This window comes from Holospora obtusa F1, from assembly GCF_000469665.2.
GTDB classification, from domain to species: domain Bacteria; phylum Pseudomonadota; class Alphaproteobacteria; order Holosporales; family Holosporaceae; genus Holospora; species Holospora obtusa.
Genome location: NZ_AWTR02000006.1, coordinates 1 through 24,618 on the forward strand (window position 1 = coordinate 1; position 24,618 = coordinate 24,618).

General features: G+C 35.2%; 24 protein-coding genes and 2 pseudogenes. 12 read left to right on the plus strand and 14 right to left on the minus strand.

Going from position 1 to position 24,618, the window contains the following annotated elements:
- Nucleotides 1–122: pseudogene (locus P618_RS08485) on the plus strand (IS701 family transposase); the annotation flags it as partial.
- A 293-nt stretch (nt 123–415) separates the two neighbouring features.
- On the opposite strand, the gene P618_RS08490 reads toward P618_RS08485, so the two are convergent.
- Both P618_RS08490 and P618_RS08950 read right to left on the minus strand, forming a co-directional pair.
- Nucleotides 416–658 carry an ISAzo13-like element transposase-related protein gene (locus P618_RS08490; RefSeq protein WP_075260853.1) on the minus strand — a complete coding sequence of 81 codons (243 nt, stop codon included), beginning with the start codon at nt 656–658 and terminating at the stop codon, nt 416–418.
- Nucleotides 618–806, minus strand: a complete 189-nt coding sequence (locus P618_RS08950) for an ISAzo13-like element transposase-related protein (RefSeq protein ID WP_156918922.1) — start codon at nt 804–806, stop codon at nt 618–620. The genes P618_RS08490 and P618_RS08950 overlap by 41 nt, the downstream gene beginning before the upstream one ends.
- Before the next feature lie 622 nt (nt 807–1,428).
- Between P618_RS08950 and P618_RS00225 the strand changes: the two genes are divergently transcribed.
- Together P618_RS00225 and P618_RS00230 are read left to right on the plus strand one after the other, a co-directional pair.
- The gene (locus P618_RS00225) at nt 1,429–2,658 is read left to right on the plus strand and encodes an MFS transporter (RefSeq protein ID WP_052564133.1); all 1,230 of its coding nucleotides are present in this window, start codon (nt 1,429–1,431) and stop codon (nt 2,656–2,658) included.
- Between the two features lie 334 nt (nt 2,659–2,992).
- Nucleotides 2,993–3,247, plus strand: coding sequence for a hypothetical protein (locus P618_RS00230; RefSeq protein ID WP_021827941.1), 255 nt, complete (start codon nt 2,993–2,995; stop codon nt 3,245–3,247).
- A gap of 55 nt (nt 3,248–3,302) precedes the next feature.
- Here P618_RS00230 and P618_RS08495 read toward each other — a convergent pair.
- A pseudogene (locus tag P618_RS08495) lies at nt 3,303–3,803 on the minus strand (DDE-type integrase/transposase/recombinase); the annotation flags it as partial.
- 27 nt (nt 3,804–3,830) lie between these two features.
- On the opposite strand from P618_RS08495, the gene P618_RS08955 reads away from it, so the two are divergent.
- The 3 genes from P618_RS08955 (at nt 3,831) to P618_RS08740 (ending at nt 5,485) form a co-directional block, all read left to right on the plus strand.
- A complete protein-coding gene (locus P618_RS08955) occupies nt 3,831–3,956 on the plus strand; it encodes a transposase-like zinc-binding domain-containing protein (protein WP_420805304.1) in 126 nt (41 codons plus the stop codon).
- Between the two features lie 214 nt (nt 3,957–4,170).
- Nucleotides 4,171–4,308 carry a hypothetical protein gene (locus P618_RS07535; RefSeq protein WP_156918918.1) on the plus strand — a complete coding sequence of 46 codons (138 nt, stop codon included), beginning with the start codon at nt 4,171–4,173 and terminating at the stop codon, nt 4,306–4,308.
- A gap of 961 nt (nt 4,309–5,269) precedes the next feature.
- Nucleotides 5,270–5,485 carry a transposase gene (locus P618_RS08740; RefSeq protein WP_021827947.1) on the plus strand — a complete coding sequence of 72 codons (216 nt, stop codon included), beginning with the start codon at nt 5,270–5,272 and terminating at the stop codon, nt 5,483–5,485.
- A 228-nt stretch (nt 5,486–5,713) separates the two neighbouring features.
- Here P618_RS08740 and P618_RS00250 read toward each other — a convergent pair whose 3' ends face one another.
- From P618_RS00250 to rpmH, 7 genes are all read right to left on the minus strand, one after another.
- Nucleotides 5,714–8,176: a UvrD-helicase domain-containing protein gene (locus tag P618_RS00250; protein ID WP_021827949.1), complete on the minus strand. Its 2,463-nt coding sequence runs from the start codon at nt 8,174–8,176 to the stop codon at nt 5,714–5,716.
- A 33-nt stretch (nt 8,177–8,209) separates the two neighbouring features.
- Nucleotides 8,210–9,505 (minus strand): MFS transporter, encoded by a 1,296-nt coding sequence (locus P618_RS00255; RefSeq protein ID WP_024160967.1) that lies wholly within the window; start codon nt 9,503–9,505, stop codon nt 8,210–8,212.
- A 138-nt stretch (nt 9,506–9,643) separates the two neighbouring features.
- Complete coding sequence (gene yihA / locus P618_RS00260) at nt 9,644–10,234, minus strand: ribosome biogenesis GTP-binding protein YihA/YsxC (RefSeq protein WP_021827953.1); 591 nt, start codon at nt 10,232–10,234, stop codon at nt 9,644–9,646.
- Nucleotides 10,228–10,398, minus strand: coding sequence for a hypothetical protein (locus P618_RS07540; RefSeq protein WP_024160968.1), 171 nt, complete (start codon nt 10,396–10,398; stop codon nt 10,228–10,230). The genes yihA and P618_RS07540 overlap by 7 nt, the downstream gene beginning before the upstream one ends.
- A complete protein-coding gene (gene yidC, locus P618_RS00265; protein WP_021827955.1) occupies nt 10,391–12,058 on the minus strand; it encodes a membrane protein insertase YidC in 1,668 nt (555 codons plus the stop codon). The genes P618_RS07540 and yidC overlap by 8 nt, the downstream gene beginning before the upstream one ends.
- A gap of 27 nt (nt 12,059–12,085) precedes the next feature.
- Entirely contained in the window at nt 12,086–12,418 is a 333-nt protein-coding gene (locus P618_RS00270; RefSeq protein ID WP_021827956.1) for a ribonuclease P protein component, read from the minus strand.
- A 47-nt stretch (nt 12,419–12,465) separates the two neighbouring features.
- Nucleotides 12,466–12,600 (minus strand): 50S ribosomal protein L34, encoded by a 135-nt coding sequence (gene rpmH, locus P618_RS06285; RefSeq protein ID WP_075260854.1) that lies wholly within the window; start codon nt 12,598–12,600, stop codon nt 12,466–12,468.
- A gap of 308 nt (nt 12,601–12,908) precedes the next feature.
- Between rpmH and P618_RS00275 the strand changes: the two genes are divergently transcribed.
- The 6 genes from P618_RS00275 to P618_RS08110 all read left to right on the plus strand — a co-directional run bounded on the left by P618_RS00275 (nt 12,909) and on the right by P618_RS08110 (nt 18,687).
- A complete protein-coding gene (locus tag P618_RS00275) occupies nt 12,909–13,715 on the plus strand; it encodes an enoyl-ACP reductase FabI (RefSeq protein WP_021827957.1) in 807 nt (268 codons plus the stop codon).
- Between the two features lie 41 nt (nt 13,716–13,756).
- Complete coding sequence (locus tag P618_RS00280; protein ID WP_021827958.1) at nt 13,757–15,412, plus strand: S49 family peptidase; 1,656 nt, start codon at nt 13,757–13,759, stop codon at nt 15,410–15,412.
- A gap of 26 nt (nt 15,413–15,438) precedes the next feature.
- Nucleotides 15,439–15,921, plus strand: coding sequence for a hypothetical protein (locus tag P618_RS00285; protein WP_162147034.1), 483 nt, complete (start codon nt 15,439–15,441; stop codon nt 15,919–15,921).
- Nucleotides 15,918–16,931: a tryptophan--tRNA ligase gene (gene trpS / locus P618_RS00290; RefSeq protein WP_021827960.1), complete on the plus strand. Its 1,014-nt coding sequence runs from the start codon at nt 15,918–15,920 to the stop codon at nt 16,929–16,931. Before P618_RS00285 ends, trpS begins: the two co-directional genes overlap by 4 nt.
- Nucleotides 16,932–16,948: 17 nt before the next feature.
- Nucleotides 16,949–17,842, plus strand: a complete 894-nt coding sequence (locus tag P618_RS00295; protein WP_021827961.1) for a ribose-phosphate diphosphokinase — start codon at nt 16,949–16,951, stop codon at nt 17,840–17,842.
- A 674-nt stretch (nt 17,843–18,516) separates the two neighbouring features.
- Nucleotides 18,517–18,687 carry a hypothetical protein gene (locus P618_RS08110; protein ID WP_024160971.1) on the plus strand — a complete coding sequence of 57 codons (171 nt, stop codon included), beginning with the start codon at nt 18,517–18,519 and terminating at the stop codon, nt 18,685–18,687.
- A gap of 118 nt (nt 18,688–18,805) precedes the next feature.
- Here P618_RS08110 and P618_RS00300 read toward each other — a convergent pair whose 3' ends face one another.
- The 4 genes from P618_RS00300 to ftsH all read right to left on the minus strand — a co-directional run bounded on the left by P618_RS00300 (nt 18,806) and on the right by ftsH (nt 24,267).
- Nucleotides 18,806–19,513, minus strand: coding sequence for a DNA alkylation repair protein (locus P618_RS00300; protein ID WP_021827963.1), 708 nt, complete (start codon nt 19,511–19,513; stop codon nt 18,806–18,808).
- A gap of 578 nt (nt 19,514–20,091) precedes the next feature.
- Nucleotides 20,092–20,376, minus strand: coding sequence for a hypothetical protein (locus tag P618_RS08115; RefSeq protein WP_021827964.1), 285 nt, complete (start codon nt 20,374–20,376; stop codon nt 20,092–20,094).
- A 484-nt stretch (nt 20,377–20,860) separates the two neighbouring features.
- Nucleotides 20,861–20,992 (minus strand): IS630 transposase-related protein, encoded by a 132-nt coding sequence (locus tag P618_RS08960; RefSeq protein ID WP_156918920.1) that lies wholly within the window; start codon nt 20,990–20,992, stop codon nt 20,861–20,863.
- Between the two features lie 1,271 nt (nt 20,993–22,263).
- Nucleotides 22,264–24,267 carry an ATP-dependent zinc metalloprotease FtsH gene (gene ftsH, locus P618_RS00315; protein ID WP_021827968.1) on the minus strand — a complete coding sequence of 668 codons (2,004 nt, stop codon included), beginning with the start codon at nt 24,265–24,267 and terminating at the stop codon, nt 22,264–22,266.
- Nucleotides 24,268–24,618 lie beyond the last annotated feature (351 nt).

The window sequence follows — 24,618 nt, forward strand, 5'->3', positions numbered from 1 at the left end:
TTAGAAACTTGGTGCAACTTGCCGTGGATAATAACGTCCTGTTCCAGCATATCCTTGCAGATAGTTGGTTTGGTTCAAAGGCAAACATGAACTTTATTCATCATGATTTAAATAAACATTTTAAACTTATGCTCTGTTTTTTCCACTTGCTAGTACCAGGAGGAAAGTGTCTGACTTTAATGTAAAGCCTTGATTCATTGCAAATCTTTGTAATTCATGCTTTCACAATCTAACCCTATGTCAATCTAACCCTATGTCCGTTACAACTAACTCAATTGCATTTTTATATAATTGTTTGCCCATAATATGCCACCATGCACGAATAGATTGACTGCAAACTCAGCTGTATCACGGCTTATACCAATAGAAACTCAGCCTATCATATATACCGTAAGGCCTTACTTTACCCAATTCTTTATTTCGAAAAGTCGTATGTTTCAACCTCGATTGGCTTTCCTTTTTGCACATGTTCTTGACCATTATCTTTAAATTCACCAATATTTTCTTTATTTTTGGCATCTGCTGAAATTGAGGGCTGATTGTTGTTTATTGCTTCTTTAACTGCCTCGTTTATATAATGAAACTGAGCGTCTTTGTCCATGTGCGATGATCCCTTTTTAATTTTTCGATTCGATTGCAAACTTATAACCAAGCTCATGAAGTAACGTGCTACGGTAACTAATAAAATATTCTGCGTTAAGCATCGCCTCCTCAAGTTTTCTAACACTTTTGCTGATCCATTTTAGTGGCGATTCGGGGGCACTTCGAGCAATTGGATCAACAAGATCTTCTAATGTTTTTAAGATATCGGAATGTTTATTTTGACTGACTTTCTTCCATCACCAGCTGCTCTGACTCTAGTTTGATCTATACTATTTACGCTGTCTAATTCTTTCAAGCCCTTATCAATTGTTTGTTAGACATTTGCGTTGCTTTACTCACAATACCTCCATAACCATAAGACCTAGCTTCTGTAGCAGCCCATAGCCTGCGCCCCTCTCTCATTTAGACAGAAATTCTATTGCTAAATATTTTGTTTGTATTGGGGTAATATAGCGTTCTTTTTCAATATTATCCATACCGCCATAATTTCACATCTCAAGGCATTATGCAATCATGTAAGTTGTTTTTTCACGATTCCTATCTATCTTTTTAGACAAAATTTAGACAAAACATACTATATCTTGCATTGTAATCCAACTGTTTTTGCTATAACTCATATTTTCTTTGAATTTTTATTTAAATTCTTAAAAAATATCGAAAAAAGTCAACTTAATTGAGGACAGGTCCTAATTTAATTTTTTAAAATTTTAGAAATTAATTTTTGCTTTTATTTTTAAAAAATGAAATTTGAACCTCCTTCTAAAATTAGAATTTATATGATACATTCCAACTATAATGAAAAAACAAAAGTATATCTTTGGTAATATGGAAACTGTAAAACACTTTAATTGGATAAAAGCTTGCTTAAAACTTTTCATTCCTCTTCTATTTTTCGGGTATCAATTTATATTAAGGCGTTGGCCTGGATTGATGATGGAAACCATGATGAAACAATTTTCTGTAAATGCTACAGAATTTGGAATGCTGGCTTCAATGTACTATTATGGCTACGCGGGGATGCAGTTACCTATCGCGTTTCTTTGCGGACGTTTAGAGATGCGTGTAGTTTTGTGCTTTTGTGCTCTGCTTTGCTCTATTGGGCTTAGTATTCTGACGTATACACATCATGTATATTTAGCGATGATAGCGCAATTTTTTATAGGAAGTGGATCTGCAGCAGGATTTTTGTGTGCGGCGGAAGCAATTTCTTTGTGGTTTCCAAAAGAACGTTACGGTCAAGTGATGGGAGTGTCCGTTGCGTTTGGGTTGCTTGGAGCAATTTATGGTGGACAACCAGTACGTAGCCTACTAGATCTTTATCCGTGGCAATTTGTAGCTTTTGGGATCGTTGGGGTAGGATGCTTGATCTCATTTTCTGCTTTGTGGCTCCCCTCTTCTGCAAAACATCATTCTGTAGAGGCTTCCGGTGGTTTTTGCGATATTTTCAAGAATCCGATACTTATTTTTTTAGGTATTGCGAATCTTTTAATGGTGGGGGTGTTAGAAGGATTTGCTGATGTTTGGGCTGGGCCATTTTTAGTACAAAACTACGGGCTTTCTGCCTCTCATTCTGCCGGAATCGCATCTTGGATTTTTAAGGGAATGATGATAGGCAGTCCAATTGTTGCTTTTTTGGCTAAATATTTTGGAAATTATGCAGTGATTGTCGCATGCGGTATAAGTATGAGCGGTGCATTTTTGCTTCTGTTGTTTTCTTCCGTCCCTCTTTGGAGCCTTCCGCTCTTATTTGTGATTTTAGGGATAGGATGTTGTTACCAAATTTTAATTTTTGTTGCAGCAAGGGATTGGTGTCCTGCTCACAAAATAGGTGCGGGACTTGCATTCTTGAATACTTTGAATATGCTTGGAGGAGCCTTTTTTCACCCGATTATTGGATTTTTTGTAGATCATCTCAATAATAAAATTTCTCTAAAACTTACTTATACCTATGCATTAAGTATTATTCCCTTGTGTGGAATTGTGGGAATGATAATGGTGTTTTGTGTTGGATGGTATTATCGGAGAAAAATTGTTCATAATAAAACATGTATTTAAGTTTAAAAATACAAAAAGGGAGAGAGGTATTTTTATTTTTTTTAGATTTTTGAAACTGATTTTAAGCCAAATTTTTATTTTAAATAAAATTTTTGTTTAAATGAATAAGTATTCATTCAGATAAGAAATTTAATCTTTTCTTTTTTGGTATAATTTTTTATTTTGTAAGAGAAATATTTTTTTTGTGAAATTCAAACAGGAAGCAAGGAACAGTTTAACTGGGTGATTAGAAAAATTTAAAGCGCTTTTTGTATATTTTTTTCAACATAATACATAATAAATTAATAAAATTTTATTATTATGATTATTAGAAACTCAAATCGTGATATAGATAATGAATAAAAAATTTTTTACGATTTTTTTTATATTTTCTGTTTTATTTGGAAGTGTTTATGCTATAAATACAAAAAGGCCTGTTAAACCTAGTGTTACCCCAGCTGTTACTCCAGCTGTTACTCCAGCTGTTACCCCAACTCCGGGGGGGGATCCTATTTCTCCCGTAAATCCTATTGACGACTATTCAAGAAAAAATTTTGATACGTTGGTAACCGCTGCAAAATCAGCGTTTCCGAGTCTTGCGTGTTGTTGATTAGATGTTTAGTCCCAATAAAAAGTGGTTAGAATCAATTGTAAAGTATTGCGTATCAATTTATCCACTGGTTTAAAATAAGTTGCCAAGGCGTTTTTCCTTTAATAGCTTTCAGTCTTTTGGCAAAATTATAAGCCATGAGATCAGCATGCAGATACTGTTTGAGCTGATCCATGAGATGAATAATAAAAATTATTCACAGTTGTTTCTTTTAAAGCTCTATTCATCCGTTCTATCTGTCCATTGGTCTTTTGATACTCACTGTTATTTTCATTAAAGACACGCTGAAAATATATGCGTAAATGCATGTTTATGATGATTATGAGTAAATTGACTGCCATTATCGGTGAGGACTTTATGTATTCTATAGGGTGCAGCATTTGTAAGGTGACGTAAGAACTCATCAGCAATCATCTTAGTTTGGTTTGTATGAAGCTCTGTATAGGCAAACTTAGATGTCCTATCCCATTGCAACGTACAAATACACCTTACCTTCAGCTGTTCTCACGTTTTTTATATCTATATGAAAATAACCAATAGGATATTGCTTAAATTTTGAAAATTTTGACGTTTAGATAGTTTTATGTCAAAATACGACTATAGTGTCGTGTTAAGGTCATCAGCATTGCATTGCAAAAAGTGTAATTCCGAAAATTGCATAAAAAACGGTATAGTACGCAAGATTCAGAGTTATAAGTGTAAGGAATGAAGTTATACCTTTGTTGAAGGTGACAAGAGGGGCAAAAGGGAAACGGCTATCAAAAAAGCCTTATGCGTCATTTTATACTCTTTAGCTAAGGCGTCATTTTATACTCTTTAGCTAAGGCATCATTCTCCTTCTAGTATATACAGGGGGGTGGTGGCAGAGATGAAAAAAATACAAAAATCTGAGGTTGCAGGTAATATTCAAGCAATGGAATTTGATGAAATGTGGCATTTTTTCCAAAAAAAGTCAAAAACTCTGGATTATCAAAGCTGTTGATCGTAGCACACGGAGAACTTTACAGGAAATCGTGATGCTGCAACATTCAAACGACTTTACGAAAAAGTCAAACATCTGAAAAATTGCACTATTTTATACTGATGACTGGGATGCTTTCTCTAAAGTCTCTACCAAAAAACCGCCATAGTATTTGAAAATCAGGCACTGTATGCATAGAGCAAGATCATAGTAATACAAGACATCACCCAGGACGCATGACGATACCTACTAAAGTCGTTTCCAAGAAGAGAATGTATGGTGTACGGATCAATCAAGCTTTGGTGTGCGCTTACGACACCCAAAATACATTTCTATCTATCTTTAGGTGAAAACTCTCTAAATTTCTTTTTATCAGCAAGAAATTACACCTTGTTTTTTAGGTAAAACAGAACAACCATGGCGCTGTAAACATCTATGAAGACTGGATCTGCTAAGATTAGGAAATGTTTCTTGCAGGCTATATAACACATCATCTAAAGGTAACTCCGTCATCTTACGAAAGATGACAATTGCTTCTTCATCAACCTTGCACGCTAGATTTGATCTTCTTAGGCCCCCATCGGAAGATTATCTTCCCTCTTTCTCCATTGTATGATCGTTTTTGGATTAATATTAAACCTTACAGCTACTTTTGCTATGCTCTCTTGACTATTACGGATCTCTCTATAGCCCCCCTCCTGTTGTTTTGAATTTGCATGTAATAATTGTCCAATAAGATTTTTCTTCATGCAGTGTGGTCTTCATAAAATACACCAGAATTCTCTGAGACTAAACACCTGAAAGTAATCCAAGAAAAACGAGAGCGATATAAAGAAAGTATAAAAGGCATACCGTCAAAAAGTCTTGTATATATTGATGAAAGCGGTGTTGAGATAACCATTTGTGCAGACACAAGGATGGGGCAGAAAAAGAAAAAAGCTTGCTGTCAAAAAGAGCGTTAAATATTATCAGCGAACAAATATGATATTTAATGATTCTCGTCATACAAAATTATTTGAAGCTATCTTAGTTATTGATTAAGGAATTAGAACCTGGGCAAATTGGATAATGCTGCATTTCATAGATCACAAAAAACGAAAAAGTTGATCGAATCTGTAAGTTGTCAACTCATTTTTTTACCGACGTACGCACTCGATTTGAATCCAATAGAGAAATTTTTGGCTAATATGAAGAGATGGGTTAAGAATCAAATTAACCAGTTTGATACACTTTACGAGGCTATTACCGTATTCTTTCAAATCCCATTTTCATTCTAAACGCCATAGTCTTCGTAAACTTCCACTTTATTTAATATGTCCCATGAAACATGAAGTTCTCTACAATGCTTTACGTAGAACCACATTTTTTTTAAAAAATTATTTTTAGACTTCCACCGTAACACGCAAAAAACATGTTGGTAAAAATTTATTTTTATTCGTAAAATGTGTATACAAGAGATTCAAACTAAATTTTAAAAATATTCATAAAAGATGCAATACTCAAACTTATGCTCCATATCTCAATACAGATTCACAAACAGAGTGATCTAAATCCCAAGGAACGCTCACTCCTAATGTTGATAGAGCTTTATAAATATCCAGGTAGGGGGCAGATTTTTTTAAACTTGAGCAATACAATCTTTCTTGAGCTCGAGTCATAGCTACATATAAAATCCTTCTAGCCTCTTGTGCTTGTTTTTCAGTGTAAAGCTTATACCACGGATCTTCGTCTTCTTGTAAAACCCCTAATTTCCAAGGTCCGTCCTGTGTGTACATAAAACTATCTTTGCTGCGAGCTTCCATAGAAACGTCCGGAATAATCACTATGGGAGATTGGAGTCCTTTGGCACTGTGAATCGTTAATAATCCTATGCCTTTTTCCGTCTTTTGTTTAAAAGTAAAAAAATCCGTAGAAAAAAGCTCAATCCATTCCATCCACCCTTTTCCTTGTTCTTGACAAAACTCAAATAATGATGCCAGTATTTTATCTAATATTTGTATTGCGTTTGGCCAAGATGTGTACCTTTCTTGAATCCAAGGTGTATATACCCACCATTGCACGAATTGAAAAGGTGTACTTTCAAAAAACATTTTCTTCCATTGCCATAAAATTTCAACGTAAGTGCTCCATGGTTTTTTTTTCAAAGATGATAAGCAATCCCAAAATGTTTTAAGCGCAGTACTTCTATATGCAAATACAGAAAAAATTTCTTCTTCATTTACACGAAAAAACGGACTTTTAAGTACTTGAACTAAGCTCCAATTATCATGAGGGGCTAAAAACCATTGAATTAATGCCAAAATATCTTGTGCTAAAAGTGTATCTTTTAGCGTGATTGTACTTGATTCTCGAACAAAAAATCCCCCCAAATTGAGTGTTTTGGAAAACGCTTCGTACAAACTACATCGTTTAGAAATTAAAATCAAAATATCTTCTGCTTGCACTGCTCTTCCAGTACACTGTAGTATAATGCCTTGTGAAATCCAGTGACGAATACGCTTCACCCAAAGTTCTGCAAGAACTGTTCCAGAAGATTTGTTTAATCCAGAGTCAAGCATAGGCCAAAGTTCTACGAGCCCTTCCTGTTGATGGGGCAGGGGGGTATGAATCTTAAAATCCATGCTTGGATCGTTTTGAAAAATGCAATTAATAACGTTTAAAATGTGGCCATAGGTACGAAAAGAGTGGGTTAAATGTATTGTATGAAAAGGTATTTTATGATGCTCTGCAGACAATTTGAATACCTCTTTTGCTCGAAAAAATTGTTCCAGATCTGCTCCTTGAAATCCATAAATAGATTGTTTAGGGTCACCTACAACGAATAATGTTTTATGAGGATGTCCATTCCAAACCTCACTTAAAAGCTCTAACACTTTCCATTGAGACGGACTCGTATCTTGTGCTTCGTCTATCAATAAGTGATGAATTTTTCGATCTAGTTGACTATAAATCCATCCCATATGATGAGGATCTTCAAGTAACTTAATAGTTTTATAAATAAGGTCTGAAAAATCTAAAAAACCAAGTTTTACTTTGTATTGATGATACTGATTGTAAATTTCAGAAAAAAGATAACAAAAATCTTCGGTATCTTGCCAAGCGTCCATATAGTTTTGTTGACGCAATGTATGTTTTAAATCTTCTTGTGCTTGCTCTATCCAGCGTTTCAAAGATTCTGGAGCTTTGGCTGGGAGTAATTTTTTTCGAGGAGTTCCTTTTTGAGTAAAAAAAAATGCCTGATACTTGGGGTGATTCCAAGCATATTCTAAATTTTTTAGCTGCGTGCTGTCTAAAAATTTTTTTAATTGTTCCATGATTTCAGGACAAAATAAATTAGGAGGAGATACCTGGCAGAGTTTAAAGTGTTTTGTGGGATAAATAACTTCTTTTGATCTGTGCCATAACGACCAAAGATGAAGCGTGATATGATGCATGCTGTAGCGTGTTGCAAGACGCGTTAATACTGTGTTTAATTCTGGAGAACCGCAATACGTATGCGAACAGACTGTTTCTTGCTGCTGACTCCAAAGATTAAAGCATTGCGATTCATCTAAAATTTTAAAATCACCTCTAATTCCAGCTTCTAAAGAAAAAGTTTGTAAAAAATTTTGACAAAAACTGTGCAAGGTTTGAATGTTTAAAGATGTATCTAAAATTTGAGACCATAATTTTTGAGCATTACGTATTTGATCAGAGTTTGGAGTAAATCCTAAGCACATCGTTAATACTGATTTGCACGTATCAGAAGATCTCATGATATCTTCTAGTAATTTATGCAATCGTAAGGTCATTTCTTTTCCTGCATGCTGAGTAAACGTTAACGCAATGATACGTTCTGGGCGCGCACCTTCTAACAAAAGCCTTAATATGCGGTAAATAAGAATAAACGTTTTTCCTGTTCCGGCAGAAGCATGAACCCAAACGTGATGATGTGGATTAAGCGCGTCGTACTGGGCTGAAGTCAACATGATTTAAAAAAACCTTTTAATCATTTAGGAAGTTTATTGTGCGTCGCTCTTACCATCGGAATGTTTTTCTGAAAAAGGAAAAACTTTAATAAAAGGTAAAAATAACACAGAGATAATGACAGGAATGCATACTGCAAAAAAAGCAATATTTGGAGAATAATACTCCCAAACGGTTCCCATAATAAAGGCGTTAGAAATTAAGATAGCTGTTCCGGAAACAGAAAAAAACACACCAAATCCCGTACCTTGTAGGTTAGCAGGCATACTAGAAGATAAAAATGCCATTAAAGCCCCTTGCAGGCTATACTGTAATCCGTAAAAGAGAACACCTAAAAAAATTCCCCACTGCCAACACCCAAAGTATCCAAAGCTGATCATAGAACTTAAAAGTAACACTGCGCATACCAATACTGCTCTTCTTCTATCCCCATAATCTGACAGCCATCCGACAGGGTAAGAACATATGGCGCACAAAATATTTTGTAAAGTCATAATCATTGCACCTAGTTGACCTGGATGATGTAAAGGAATGCCTAAAAAATCTGATGAATTTTGTAAAGCAGCAAAATTCATCATAAAAGCTCCACTAAAATAGCCCATTTTTAAAAAAAAAATACATAAAATTACTTTCCAAAAATTCCAAGAAAGTTTGTTCAAATCAGCTAAAACAGAAGCAAAAATCTCGCGCACACTGACATGTTTGTAAGAAGGTGTTGGTTCGGAAGCTACTCCTGGTTCCTTAACACCACATAATAATAATGCAAAACTAACACACGCTAATATACCGGAATATAAAAAAATTTGTTGAAACGTTACTTGTTTACTGTAAAAGAAAAATAAAAAAATTAAAAACCCAGATCCCAAAGTGGAGCCCGTCATTCCCAATGCTTTATTTAGTCCATAAAATTTACCTAGCGATTTTTTTGGGGCAATATCGGCGATTAATGCTTCTCTGGGGCTTGCCTGAACACCATTTCCGATTTTTTCTACGACTCTAGAAAATATAATCCACTCAAAACTTGCTGCAGCTGCCAATAACAATCGAGCGATCGCACAAATTCCGTATCCGATTAACAAAAAACGCTTTCTTCTTTTTATGACATCACTTAACAACCCTGCTGCAGCACGACAAATTAGTGACAATCCCTCTACAATTCCTTCAAGACGTCCAATAGAACTTTTTTTAAAAGATAAAAAAGGCAAACAAGTAAAAACAACAACAGAAGAACAATTCAAAAAGAACATTCCCAGACTCAAAATCCATAATGCGACAGGAATTCCAAAAAACATTTTTTCGGTGCTATTTTTTAAGAAATTTGGCGTATTCATTACTTGCTCCTTTTTCATAATCACTAACATAGATGACTAATAAAAATTTTAACACCTCATGTACTTTGTTTTAAAAAAATTTCTAACATATCTTTTAAAAGTAAAAATTTAATCTCGGACATCATCGCGTCACAAACGTTACCCACAGTTTTTCTGCTCGATAGAATGATTTATGTACGATCTCAACTCAACTATTCCTTGACCAGTGAGCGCGCTAACTTCAAGACAATGCTCTTTTTTTACGTTCAGTTCTAAGTTTTGACGTTGAATAGAAGAAATTCGATCAATTTTCGTGTAAATCCACTGAACAGAGACCAAAGATTTTTGTAAAAAATCTGCCACTTGAAGATCTTGAGGATGAATATCTCGTTTACTGTCCACTAAAATACAAACAAAACATAAATTATTTCTATCTAGCAAATAATCTAGGACGTGCTGATGCCATACGTTTTGTATTTTTTTCGAGACACAAGCATACCCGTACCCGGGTAAATCTACGTATCTTAACTTGTTTTTAATTTGATAAAAATTAATGGTCTGAGTGCGTCCTGGAGTTTTAGAAACCTTAGCTAAATTTTTTCTTTGCATCAAGGCATTTAACAAAGAAGACTTGCCAACATTAGACTTTCCCCAAAACGCAACTTCTTTTCCAATAGAATTTGGCCAATCTTTTGCAGACAATACACTACATAAAAACTGGCAAGAAGAAGGATGATGAACGTTTAACACTTTTCTTCTTGAGACTCATAAAAAGAAAACATCGGCTCTGAAACGCACTTAATCCCTCCGGATTCTAAATTTATTTCTTCCTCCCTGAGATGCGATTGTTCTCCCACATCATTTTTGCGTCGTCCCAGGCGGCATAGACTATATCTTCCACATTTTCTATACATGATTACCCACCAAGTTAAAATATCTAATTAAATACTGCTGTATTATTGTTAACGTATTGTTCCAAGTCCAATAAATAATCATTCCTACAGGAAACTGCGCCATCATGTAAACAAATAATGCTGGAAGTCCATAACTCAAAATCCACTGCTGCGATTTATCTAAAGTAACATTTTGAGCAGAAGAAGTTCTTTGCTGAAGAATCATGGTAACGCCCATAAGTAAAGGCCATACACCGATAGTCAAAGCTGCAGGTAATTCTACAGGAACGATTCCAAACAACGTTAAAACAGAAGTCGGATCGGGAGCAGACAAATCTTGAATCCATCCCCAAAAAGGTGCATGACGCATTTCAATAGAAACGAAAAGAACTTTATATAAGGCAAAAAATAACGGACACTGCAACAGCATAGGCCAAATACTAGAAAAAGGATTAATTTTTTGAGCTCGATACAACTCCATAATTCCGTGATTTAAAGCCATCTTATCATCTTTAAATTTTTCTTTTAACGCCAAAAGTTTTGGCTGAAGTCGTTGCATTGCAGCCATAGATCGAGCACTTTTTACAGCCAAAGGAAAAAACAATCCTCGAACACACACAGTTAACAATAAAATCGCTGCCGCAAAGCTACCAAAACATTCTTTAAAAAAAGATAAGAGATAGAAAACAGGTTTTGTAATGAAGTAAAACCAACCAAAATCTACAGCTAAATCAAAACGCTGAATTTTGTGACTTTTCTCATAATTATCCAAAATCTTGACTTCTTTAGGACCAAGAAAAATATTTTGGACTTGAGTATAAGATTTTCCTGGAAAAATTGAAACGAACTCACGTTTCAGCGAAATACTATACATTTCTTTAGAATTTTTTTGTGCACTTCCCTGAGATGTGCGCGAAATTGGATCTCCTACCAATGCTACTAACCAGTATTTATCTGAAATTCCTGCCCAGTTTCCTTTTTTAAATTCTCGAGGAGATTTTTGTAAATCGGAATAAGACATATTACTCAAAATTCGATCGCACACTGCGATAGGACCTTCGTAAGACAACCAATGATCGACGTTTTCTATGGGACCTTGACGAAAAATTTCTCCTGAACATCGAACAAAAAATGGACGACTAGATCTATTTTTAATCGTTTGAACTACTTTTAGCATATACTTGGAGTCTAAAGAAAATTTTTGCTCGAATTGAACATCCTCAGAGTTGCTCCACTCTAAAATGACCTCCTGATCTGAAGACGTTTTGGATACATTCCACAAAGTATCTTCCACTGGCATAGATACATTTTGATCTTGAGGTTCCCATCCGATACGAACCCAATATCCATGTCGTGTTCCATAAGGATGCAAAATCTGAACAGGATCACTTCCCAACGTATTTTCTTTGTACCCAACTAACGATAAACTATCTAACACTGCACCTTGTAAACGAATCTTAGCTTCAACTACATGATTAGACAAAACCACGTGTTCAGATTTTAACGATTGGGCTTCAGAAATAAAACACGTATTAGATGACTTTACCTCAGATTTTTGAGATTCTTTTTGAACTAAAACTTCGGAAGAGGTTTCAAACCTAGGTTTTAAAAAAACTTCATACCCTGCCCACACAGCAACACACGCACAAAAAGCAACCAAAACATTTTTATATTCCCCCATGCTTCTTCTCCACCTTATTGACAACTCTCAAGTAAACAATTCAGCATTGATGTTTCTTATTTGACGCACAAATTCTTCAAAAAGAGCATATAAATCAGGAAAGCTTAAGCTCATCACGCCCTGATTTTTTATAACACACACAACATTTATCGGAACAGTAACATATGGAAATATCAAAAAGAAACAATGACGAATTCGACGCTTTATTTTATGACGAATAACGGAAGAGCATCTTGCATGCTTCGAAACGACCACAGCAAAGGCAAAAACACTATCCGTATTCAATTTCCAACGAAAAGCAACACCAGAATTATAAAATAAGCTAGATGTATTCTCAAAAAACTTTTTTTTACATTGCATCATTTTTTTTTTGCAAGACGCTGAAGCTTCATAAAATAACGATCTCTCTAAGCAGACAACTTTTGCCGTCCTTTTTTTCTTCTTTGAGAAAGCACACGTCTTCCTCCGACAGTAGACATTCTTGACCTAAATCCGTGCCTTCTGCTTCGTACTAAACGACTGGGTTGAAAGGTCCTCTTCATAAAAACTATCCATCGATCTGACTATCTTTTTCATTTTAGTGTCAATATTTTGAAAAGTAAAGAGCTTTAATCGATTTCTGTTTAAGGAATTAAATTTTTGGAAAGAAAAGTTTTCTTGGCCTGTGAAATTAATTTTTGACGTTCTTTTTTATTTGGTTATTTAAATGTTACTTAAGAAACACAAACGTTTTAGGTCATTATCGTCTGTCAAAATTCTAATTTTTAGAAATTATTCTTTCTAAGGCTTATTGAAGTCTTGTAAAAAGTATGTATAATCATTTTTTGAAAAGGTAAAATGGTTCTAAATTATGTTGTTAAAAGGAAAAAAAGGATTGATTTTAGGAGTAGCAAATCAAGATTCTATTTCCTGGGGAGTTGCGAGGAAGGTTTCTGAAGCTGGTGCGGATTTGATTATTACCTATCAAACAGATACTTTGAAACGTAGAGTGGAACCTTTAGCGAAAACATTAGATCCTGCTGCTTCAATTTTTCCTTGTGATGTTGAGGATTCGGCTCAAGTTTTTGATCTGTTTCAGCACATTCGAAAAACTTGGGGAAAATTAGACTTTATGTTGCATGGCGCGGCGTATTCGGATAGGCAGGAGCTTACGGGTAAGTTTTTGGATACAAGTAAGCAGAATTTTGTGCGTACAATGAATATTTCTTGTTTTTCTTTTATTGAGATGACGAAAGAGGCTTCGTCTTTAATGCCTGATGGAGGAAGTATTCTTACGCTTTCTTATTACGGTGCAGAAAAAGTAATACCCCACTATAACGTGATGGGAGTTGCTAAAGCTGCTTTGGAGTCTAGTGTTCGGTATCTGGCTGCAGATCTTGGACCTCAAGGTATTCGTGTAAATGCAATTTCTGCAGGGCCTATGCGTACGCTTGCCGCAGCGGGAGGGATAGACGGATTTCGGTATATTTTGGATTGGACCGTTCAAAACGCGCCTTTGCGTGTGGGGGTAACTCCAGAGGACGTGGGAAACGTTGCTTTGTTTTTGTTTAGTTCCTTGTCTTCGAAAATTACTGGAGAAATTCAGCACGTAGATGCCGGATATAATATAATTGGCATGAAATTGATTCATGCTCCAGATATTCAGAAAAATGTATAGATGAATTTTTTGTTATATGTCTTAAAGATTGTGAAAAATGTATGAAAATAATAGCTGCAACTAAAAAAATTCAAAGAAAATTTTTTTCGGGGCTTAATCGTTTGTTTATATCCGTAGGGTATTCTGCTACTTTCATATTGTTAGTATTTTTTCTACGGAGAGGATTGCCTTCTGTTCCCGCTCGAGTGTTACTTTTAGAGCATCATTCTGTTCCTTGGGAGAGAGAGGGCTTTTTGAAATCTTGGAAATTAGCATTAGAGCATGCTTTGTCAGATTTTAATCTTCGCTGTGTTGTTTTGCATTTAGATTCGGATATGAGTATAGCAGATGCGCAGACGATTAGAGGGCTTTTAAAACAATTAAAAGCCCAAGGAAAAGAAGTTATTTGCTATGCGCAATCTATTGGAACTTTGGGGGAAATTGGGATTTCTGGATATTATTTAGGATCTTGCGCAAATCGTTTTTATTTGGGGCGCTCTGGGCATATGATGTTGGAAGGAATGAATGTAGAGCGCTTGTATTTTGGAAAATTTTTAAGTTCGTTAGGAATTCAGAGTGATTTTGTTGCGCAAGGACAGTATAAGTCCGGTCCAGATGGGTTTACTCGTTCCGACATGTCGCCTCAAGAAAATCAAATGATGACTCGCATTTTGGCCTGTTGGAGCAAGCAAATTTTGCAAGATCTTAAAAATGATTGCCGTTTGAATTTTTCTGATTTGGAGAAAGGGCTGACTCAATTAACATGTTCAGCAGAGGAAGCGAAAAAATTAGGCTGGATTGATGAAGTTGCATCGTGTTGGTCTCAAGTGAAATTAAAGTATACGAAAGATGAAATTACGTTAGGTGCAGAAGCGTACTTAAAAAAAAGTAAGAACTTTTGGACATGGATGAAATCGAAATTTAAACATCGACATCATATTGCAGTTTTGCGTATTGAGGGAGAGTTAGGAAGTGCTGCTTTTGATACTCAAAGATTATGCGATCAATTGATAAATATTTCTCAAAATCCAGAGATCAGCGCGGTATTTGTTTTATTAAATACCCCTGGAGGAACTTCTTCTTCAGCGGAAGCTTTGCGGTACGGAGTTTTGTGCTGTCGTCAGGCGGGAAAAATGGTGACCATTGTTATGGAAAGTGTGGCCGCATCTGGTGGATATTGGATTGCTTGCGCGGGTAAAAGCATTTGGGCGCAGCCAGGGACGTTGACTGGGTCTATAGGAGTTTATGCGGGAAAATTTGCTTTTGAAAAAGGTTTAAAAACTTGGGAGATTGGATTTGGTTCGGTGAATTCCGGTGCAGGTTCTAGTGAGAGTATGTACACTTCCTGGAGTGATGATCAACAAAAACGATGGGAAAAAATAATTAATTTTGGATATGAACAGTTTATTTGTTTGGTATCGCAAGCTAGAGGAATGAGTAAAAAAAAGGTTCATGAACTATCACAAGGTCAAGTGTGGACAGGAAAAGAGGCTCTAGAATTAGGTCTGGTAGATAAGTTAGGAGATTTTTCTCAGGCTTTGTGCTGGGCAAGAAAAGAAAAAGGTGAGCTGAGTGATTTGGAAATTGTTGATTACACTCCTGGTTTTCGCTATTCTTTTCAGTGGATTTTGTCAATGTTAAAAGAGAAAGTAATGAATTGTTTTGAAACTCTTTTTGTCAAAGGAAGAAAGGTTTATATGTTACTTAAATTTGCTTGAGGTTCAAGATTTTGTTTTTTGGAAAAATGATGGTTAGTGTTTTTCATATGATAAAAAATACTCCTTTTTTTGTTTGGGGGATATTAATTTTTTTGTTATTTTTTGGAATCAGGAGTATTAAAACTAGACAGGTGCATATGGTTTGGATGTTTTTGGTTCCCTGTTTGTTTTTATCTTTTCAGCACGAAATGCTGTTTTCAGAAAGAGTTGTAAAATTTTTTTTCTTTTTTTTATTTGGAACTTCGTTAAGTATTTTTGTGCACCAAAAACAGAATATAAAAGTTGTGAAGAGCTTTGGATCTATTGAGGTTCCAGGAAGTTGGTTGACGTTAATGATTTTGCTTTTTCTTTTTCTTGTAAAATATTGTTTTGGTTATTTACAATTTATGCATTCTGAACTTTTTGTTAGTTATTTGTATGTGGAAAATTTCATAAGTGGGGTAGGGGCAGGGTATTTTTTTGGAAGATCCTTGTATTTTATGTACAAATATTTACAGGAGACGATATGAAAAAAAGGGTTTTAACTGGGGATCGTCCGACCGGCAAATTGCATCTAGGGCACTATGTAGGTTCTTTGCAAAACAGAGTTAAGTTTCAGGAAATTTTTGATCAGTATGTGATGATTGCTGATGTTCAGGCGCTTACTGATAATTTTGAAGATCCATTCAAAATAACAGAGCATGTATTTGAGGTTGCAAAAGATTATTTAAGTGTTGGGATTGATCCGGACGATTCAACGATATTCATTCAATCTCAGATTCCAGAGATATCTGAGTTAACTATGTATTATTTAAATCTTGTGACATTAGGAAGGCTTGAGAGAAACCCTACTGTGAAAGCGGAATTACAGCAAAAAGGATATGGTGATTCTGTTCCTGTTGGATTTTTTTGTTACCCTGTCAATCAAGCTGCGGATATCAGCATATTTCAAGCAGAGATTGTTCCTGTAGGTGAAGATCAAGTTCCTATGATTGAGCAAACTAATGAGATTGTGCGTCGTTTTAATCGAATTTATTGTTCAAGTTTTTTGAAAGAATGTCACGCCGTTTTAAGTAAGTCTCCTCGATTAGTGGGGATAGATGGTAAAGGAAAGGCCAGTAAATCGTTGGGAAATGCTATTTTTCTTTCAGATGATGCGCAAGAAGTTAAGCGAAAAATATTTCAAATGTATACAGATCCGAATCATTTAAAAATTAGTGATCCTGGAAAAATTGAAGGAAATGTTGTGTTTTCTTATTTAGATGCGTTTCATCCAGATGCCCAGGAAGTGTCTGAGCTTAAGTCTCATTATCAACGTGGAGGTCTTGGTGACACTACTATTAAGAATATTTTGAACGATGTACTTCATAAATTTTTACTTCCTATTAGGTCTCGACGTCTTGAATATAGTAAAGATGATGTTATAAGTATTCTTGAGTATGGAACAAAGAAGGCGCGTACTATCGCACTTGAAACAATAGAGCGTGTAAGGGAAGTTATAGGAGTTCAATATTTTAAGAGTAACGTGTCAAAAGAATAAGATAAATAAAGATAAAAATGACTAAAATTATTTGCGGAACTAATTGTAAAAAAATCGCTTATAGTTTGAGTGCTTGTTTAAATATCGAATGCGTAGAAGCTATTGTGACTAGATTTGCAGATCAAGAACTTCGTGTTCAACTTCCTTATTGCTTGTACGAAGAAGATGTGATTATTGTCCAGTCAACGTGTAATCCTGCAAACGATCATTTAATAGAACTATTGTTGTTAATCGATGCGGTGAGAAGGGCAGGGAGTCGTAGGGTCGTTTCGATCATTCCTTATTTCGGGTATAGCAGACAAGATCGACCTGTTTATGAATGGGGCCCCATTTCTGCTAGATTGGTTGCTACAATGCTGGAAGCTGCCGGAGCTGATCATCTCATTACGTTAGATTTGCATTCTAAACAAGTGGAGGGATTTTTTAAAATAGGTGTGCAAAATGTCGATCTTAGTAAATTTTTTGCTTTACATTTAAAAAACTTTCAAGAAATTGTTGTTGTCTCTCCCGATGTGGGGGGTTTAGTGCGTGCGCGAAAACTTGCAGAAATTTTAAAAGCAGATCTTGCGATTATTAATAAGACTCGTAATAATCATAACTTCTGCGAAATGAGCACAATCGTTGGAAACGTTTTTGAAAAAAATTGTTTAATTATCGATGACATTATAGATACAGGAGAAACGTTATGCAAGGCTGCTTTTCTTCTTAAACAACATAATGCAAAAAGCGTTCAAGTCGTTGCTTCTCATGCTGTTTTATCTTTCCAAGCAAAACAAAAGTTAATTGAAGCACCGATTGATACTATCTTTGTTACAAATAGCATTTCGCAAAATCTTAATCATGAACGTTTTACCGTTCTTGATATTACCCCAATACTTGCTGAGACAGTTAAGATCCTGATGCGTCTTTAATTACTTTGATTTTAGGAAGTGTCAAGATCATTGAAGCTGCTTGCGACTGGACCGCTCAACCATGGGGGTTGATTTTTTTTGTAGAAAAGTAAATTAAATTTGGGTTAAATCCTGATAGTAGATTCTGTGCACCTACAGCAATTTAGCTTAAAAACGGGACAAGAAGATGCTATTTTAAGAGAAAATGACAAAGAAACTATACAATTTAGATCTAAGAGAGAGTAATAGAATATATTAAGCTTGGTAACAATCAAAACATACCCAAGAAATAGCGTAAACAGGTGATGATCAGGTTATCAAGAAGCAGGGTCCATTAGAGCTAAATTTCGCTTAGGCAGAAAGGGTAAAATAGACCCGGAAAAGCTAAGGGGTTATGTTGAGGTCAATCAAAATAAAAAATGAGCAGAAAATAAAAAAACTATTGAGAGTTTTGACGTTTAGATAGTTTTATATCAAAATACGATTATAGTGTCGTATTAAGGTCATCAACAATGCATTGCAAGAAGTGTAATTCCGAAAACTGCAAAAAACGGTATAGTACGCAAGGTTCAGCGCTATAAGTGAAGGAATGAGGTTATACCTTTGTTGAAGGTGACAAGAGGGGAAAAAAGGAAAACGTTGTCAAAAAAGCCTTATGCGTCATTTTATACTCTTTAGCTAAGGCATTTTTTAACATGATGGGTAAAATTCTTGGACATTCTCCTTCTATTATATATAGGTGGGTCGTGGCAAAGATGGAAAAAATACAAAAATCTGAGGTTTCAGGTAACATTCAAGCAGTAGAATTTGATGAAATGTGGCATTTTTTCAAAAAAAAAGTCAACTTAATTGAGGGGTTGCCCTAATATCATTCTTTAGTTAAATTTCTCCCCCCATCTTAAGAAGTGAAGCTTAAAGAGCTAATTTAAAAAATTACGAGAGACGATCTGAGCTAAGAACAACGAATTTGATTCATGATGAGCGTTAGATAGTTTTTTTCATCAAATAATTTTTCCGTATGTCTTCTGGAAACTTCTCGATTGCATATCTTAGCATCGTTCTTGGCATTGCATACATATGCTGATCTAAAAATGTTACAAGCTGCGCTTGATCTCGTTTCCCTGCTTCGCGAAGCATCCATCCAGCTGACTTATGGATAAGATCATGGACATCTCGTAGCAAAAGTAAGGCAATCTTAAACGTCCATGTCAACTCATTTTGACGGATAAAATACCATGTTGAAACGATAGAGATTCTGCGTTCCCATAAGATTTCTGATGTTGCCAAACTAAGTAATGAATTTCTGTCTTTATCCCACAGATGAGCGCCTATAATTAAGTGAGCAGAAGCGTCTACAAGATTCCAATTATTTACATGAATTAAATTTTGCATATAAAACTGGTAAAGCCTTTCTTTACCCTGGTCATCTTCATTCTGATATTGCTTGGTTAAAATTATAAGTGACAGTAATCGTTCTTCATTGATTTTTGACATAAGTAAAATTTTTAAATCATCAAGCGTTAAGATCATAAAATTCTTTGCGATTTTGCGTAAATTTGGAACGGTCACACCTATAAATTCATCACCTTCAGCATAATGCCCTGTACCTGTTTTGAAAAATGCAGCAGCTTTGTGGGGTGGGACGCTAATTGAATTTTTCAAGATGTCTTTGATTCGTATAATCAGGTTCATATATAAGTACTCATTTCCAAGAATTTTTGGGCTTCGGACTTGAAACTTTCAATCATCTGTAAATAAAAAATAGGGACATAATTCATTTTAGAGACGACCAATTCTGCAAGGCTTTTAGGTGTCAAGCTACTTTGAGTCATGATATTGAGTAGTATTGGTGATTGATCACATAATCTCTGGGCCAATTTTTCATCTCTAAGTCTAGGAGTAAAGAAAGCATCGCTTCTGACTTTTTTATATAGCAGATGTTCGAAATAAGGCTTCTTCTAGAAGCGTATCACTATGATTGCAGGTATATTTTCAGAAAAATATCAGTTCTTGCATTGATAAATATTAAAATTTATATGAATAATTTTGCGGCTTTAGGCTTTAATATGCTCATGTTGATCGTCACAAGAATACAGTATGTTTGTTCTGATAATTTGATTTTTAAGATTTACATCGATAGTGCTCACTATTATTATTTTTTCGACTGTTTTTTGTACTTCTGTTGAAGTTTAGCCATAATTAGCTTCCGCGTCAATTGTGACAGGAATATTAATGATTCAAACGATCCTATAGCTCTGGCAAGACATAGGTCAAAAGGAAATTCCTGTCCATCTTTGTATCCATGGGCAGTTACAAGGAACCAGCTCAATGATTTTTACAGTAAAAGCAGTTGAATTGTGATAAAATAAAAAAAGCACTAATTGACTGATATAAGCCCTGGAAAAACTCAATTTTTTTCCTAATCCATCGTTCCATATGTGCCCAAAATTTTCGATTGGATTTAAATCAGGTGAAATGAAGTAATAAAAAAATAACTCTACAATCGAAAAATTCAAGTGATTTTCTGGTTCTTTGAGATTTATGAAATGAAACATGATCTATGATTACAACTTGTCCGAGGTTTAATGCTTTTATCAAAAACTGTGTTTCCCGATCTTCAAATAATTGTGTGTTACAAGGACTGTTAAAAATCATCGGAGTAATGAATTTATTATTTACTGAATTCGCTACAATATGATTTCTTTTATAATATTTACCGCTCTTTTTACCAACAAGTTTTTCACTTTTTTTGCCTCATCCTCTATTTTTGCAAATGGTGAGCTTCTTCCCTCTTTCATCAATGTACGCAAGAACTCCATATTACATATATTGTATAACTTCTTGGTGTTTATTTCATTTTTCTTTATTTGATTCCCACATAAGTGAAGGTTTTTTTATAGCTAAAGCATAGCTCCTTTAAGCGCCGATACTCAAAACACATACTAGAATTAAATAGTTTTTCTATCTTCTGCTCTTTTTTATCTTCATTGGCCTTCGACTAAACCCTTAGCTTTTCTGGGTCTATTTTTCCCTTTCTGCCTAAGTGAGGCCTGCTTCTTGGCACCTGATCCACCACCTAAATATCTTGGATGTCGTGTTTTGAGTGTTACCAAGCTTAATATATTCTATTACTCTCTTCCTTAGATCTAAGCTGTATTGTTTTTTTGTCATTTTCTCTTAAAAATAGTATCTTCTTGTCCCGTCTACTATATCGGCATGCTCAAACGATTTGGCCTAAAATTCAATTTGATTACTGGAATTTATAATTTGGAGTGAGTATAAATGAGTTTCAAAAGAGGTTTAATAATTATGTAGATGTGGTCTTAAAAAAACTTCTCTACTGATCTCTCAATCTTAAAGCTTTCACTTGAGCCCTTTTTTGTTCGATGGGGTTGGGATCGGGGGAATAGGTGGCAGGTAAAAGAGCGTGCATGTTTTTAATGCACTGATCATTTTTTGAGATGTGAGAAAGGTTGTATTATCCAAGCGTTGAAATCGGTCGTGTTGATGGTAACTTAAAAGAGGCTGACGGTGAGCAAAATCGAGCCCAAACGCGCTGATGATATTCGTTTGTCTCTTAGCTTCTCAATTGTGAACCTCATAACACTTTCTGTCTTTTCAATTCATATCCATGTGTTCTTTGCATGTCATGAGAACATTCACTTTCATCCAAAAGACAATAGGACGAGCGTTATCCCGTGTATCTCTTAAGCTTTTTGTAAAATGTAGAACGCTTTTTGGCGTTTGCTTTGGGATGCTTTAGAGTTTTTTATAAGGCACCCCCAAACGTTTCAGAGCTGAAAAAGAATACCTTTTTGGCTAACTCCAGAACGCTGTGCTCAACTCATACTGATAAGTCTTCAGAGTATTGTTCCATGTCAATCTTTGTGACAGATCTATTGCGTTTCATGATGGGCTTAATCCTCTTCGACCACCTGATCAGGCTTGCGATACCGACTTTGAAACGTTGGAAAACTTCTGAAAAACTTAACTTTTCTGTCTTTTTGATCGACACAACACGAGAAATCGATGGAATACTCTTACTCATACTCAATCCAAAATCTTTTTTAAATCATAATCATTTTGTGTGGCTTTAGCGATATAATTTGTTTTCTCTTTTTACTCATCACAACTTACATTTTTTACTTCTTCTGTTTTCCTGAATAAAAACTATTTTTATTGAGGGTTACGATTATTGGCCCTCTTATTATTTAATCTTTAGTTTCTAAAGATATATATTTCCCGTCTTACTTGATTTTGGAACAATAATATCCGAAAAATTTACATCATATACTATGATTTTTTTTAAAAAGAGCCATATCTCAAAATTTGATAAAATTCACAGTTTTTTTTAATCCTCATGTTTTTTTATTTATTTTTAAAATTATGAGCGTCAAAAAAATGATTTATTCAAATTCTGTAAAAAATAAAAAAACGCATGATCAAATCCCTAAAACTCCTCCATGTTTTAATATAATGCGTAAACAAAACATGACAGACTCAAGCACCGATACAGAAGAAGTTTCAGATTTTTCATCAGATTGTTCGCTATCGGAACATTCTTCCTGTAAAGACTCAGTTGAAGCATCTTGCTTATCAAGTGTATCAGAAGATTCCTCTACTTCTAATATTTTTCGTTTAAGCTCTCCGGTATCTAGAAGTTCATTAATTTCTTCTCCTGACAACGTTTCATATTTCAATAAAGTTTCCGCTAATAAGATTAATTTTTCTTTATGGCGCATTAAAAGACCAAAAGTTCGTTGATGAGCTTCTTTCAACAGTTTTCGAATTTCTTCATCAATTTGATTGACTTCCTGATCAGACACATGAGAGGCTATCCCTCCCCAATATTCTTCTTTTTCTCCATAAAATAAATACCCTATTTTTTTACTCATTCCCCAATGAGTTACCATCTTGCGTGCCAAGTTTGTAGCAAACTTAAAATCGCTCGATGCTCCCGTAGTAATCCCATCTTCACCAAACATCATCTCTTCTGCTACTCGACCAGCCAATGCAATGTCAAGATCTGCTAATAAAGAAGCCCTAGTCACAGAAACTTTATCGGTTTCTGGAAGTCTCATAACCAACCCTAATGCCACTCCTCTTGGAACAATGGTAGCTTTATGAATAGGATCAGAATGAGAAGAAAGTGAGGCTATCAACGCATGCCCAGCTTCATGAAAGGCTGTAAGACGACGATCCAAATCTGTCATGATCATATTTTTTCGTTCTGGCCCCATAATAATTTTGTCTCGACCAGATTCAAAATCTTCCTTATCTACAAACGATTTATTCAATCTTGCTGCTCTTAATGCTGCTTCGTTCACTAAATTAGCTAGATCTGCTCCAGAAAATCCAATCGTCCCTCTTGCAATCTGTAATAAAGAAACCTCTGGAGATAGGCGAACTTTTCGTGTATGAACTTTTAAAATTCCTTCTCTTCCTTTTAGATCTGGCAATGGAACAATTACTTGTCGATCAAATCGACCAGGTCGAACCAACGCTTTGTCTAAAACATCTGCACGATTCGTAGCGGCAATTAAAATAATACCTTCTTGCCCACTGAATCCGTCCATTTCTACCAATAATTGATTAAGTGTCTGATCCCTTTCATCATGTCCTCCTCCCGAATGCCCTCCGCGCGCACGTCCTACCGCATCAATTTCATCAATAAAAATAATACAGGGCTTGCGTTCTCTTGCTTGACGGAACAAATCTCTTACACGGCTTGCGCCAACACCTACAAACATTTCTACGAAGTCTGAACCCGACATAAAAATGAACGGAACACCTGCCTCTCCTGCTACAGCCTTTGCCAATAAAGTTTTTCCCGTACCTGGAGGACCAACTAAAAGAACACCTTTAGGAATTCTTCCCCCTAAAAGTTCAAATTTTTCAGGATTTTTCAAAAAATCGACGACTTCTTGAAGATCTTCTTTTGCATCTTCTGCTCCCTCTACGTCTGAAAAACGAATGTGATGTTGGTCTGGATCTATAAAATTTATTTTGGATTGACCGAATCCCATAGCGCGTCCACCACCACCTTGAGTTTGTCGATAATACAAAAACCAAATTAAACCAACAGTTAAAAACGGAAGAGCTATTTGAAGAAGTGTATAAAAATTAAAAAACGAAACTTCTAACGGTAAAAAACGAAACCGAACTCCCTTATCTTTAAATAGTTCTAAAGGTAAATTCTGTAGCTGAACAATTTTAGGAAGAAAAACTTGAATTCGTTCACCCGTTCTGAATAAAGCCTCTAAGACTTCCCCTTGAAGTGCAACTTCCTGAACGCGCCCTTCTTGAACGCGATCAATAAAATCGGAATAATCGATAACACGAGGTGCGTTAGTCATTTTTTGTCGATACAAATTAAAGACCGAAAGAGCTAACAACCCCAAAATTATCCACAATATCATACTTTTTTTATTTTTTTTAAAATCCATTTAAAAAACGCACTTTTTAGGAAGTCTTCCACTGTGGGATTCTATCAAAGTATTGAATGCAAAGCAAGTTTTCATATTTTTATCTTTTTTTTAATTACAGGAACGTAACGAAAACACATGATTATAAAAAAAATCAGATCTATTCGTAAAATGTTCTCACCTTAACTTAAAGTATGTATATAGCAAATATAAATTAATCACTCATCTTACGCAGCAATAGTTGATTTCTGCTTGAAATAATCATATTTTTCGTCCGTAAGTTTTTTAAGGACAAAACATGAAACTGGATCTTCTTGATATGTATAGCGACTATTTGATAAGTCAAAATCACTATGCAACATCGACTGGTTT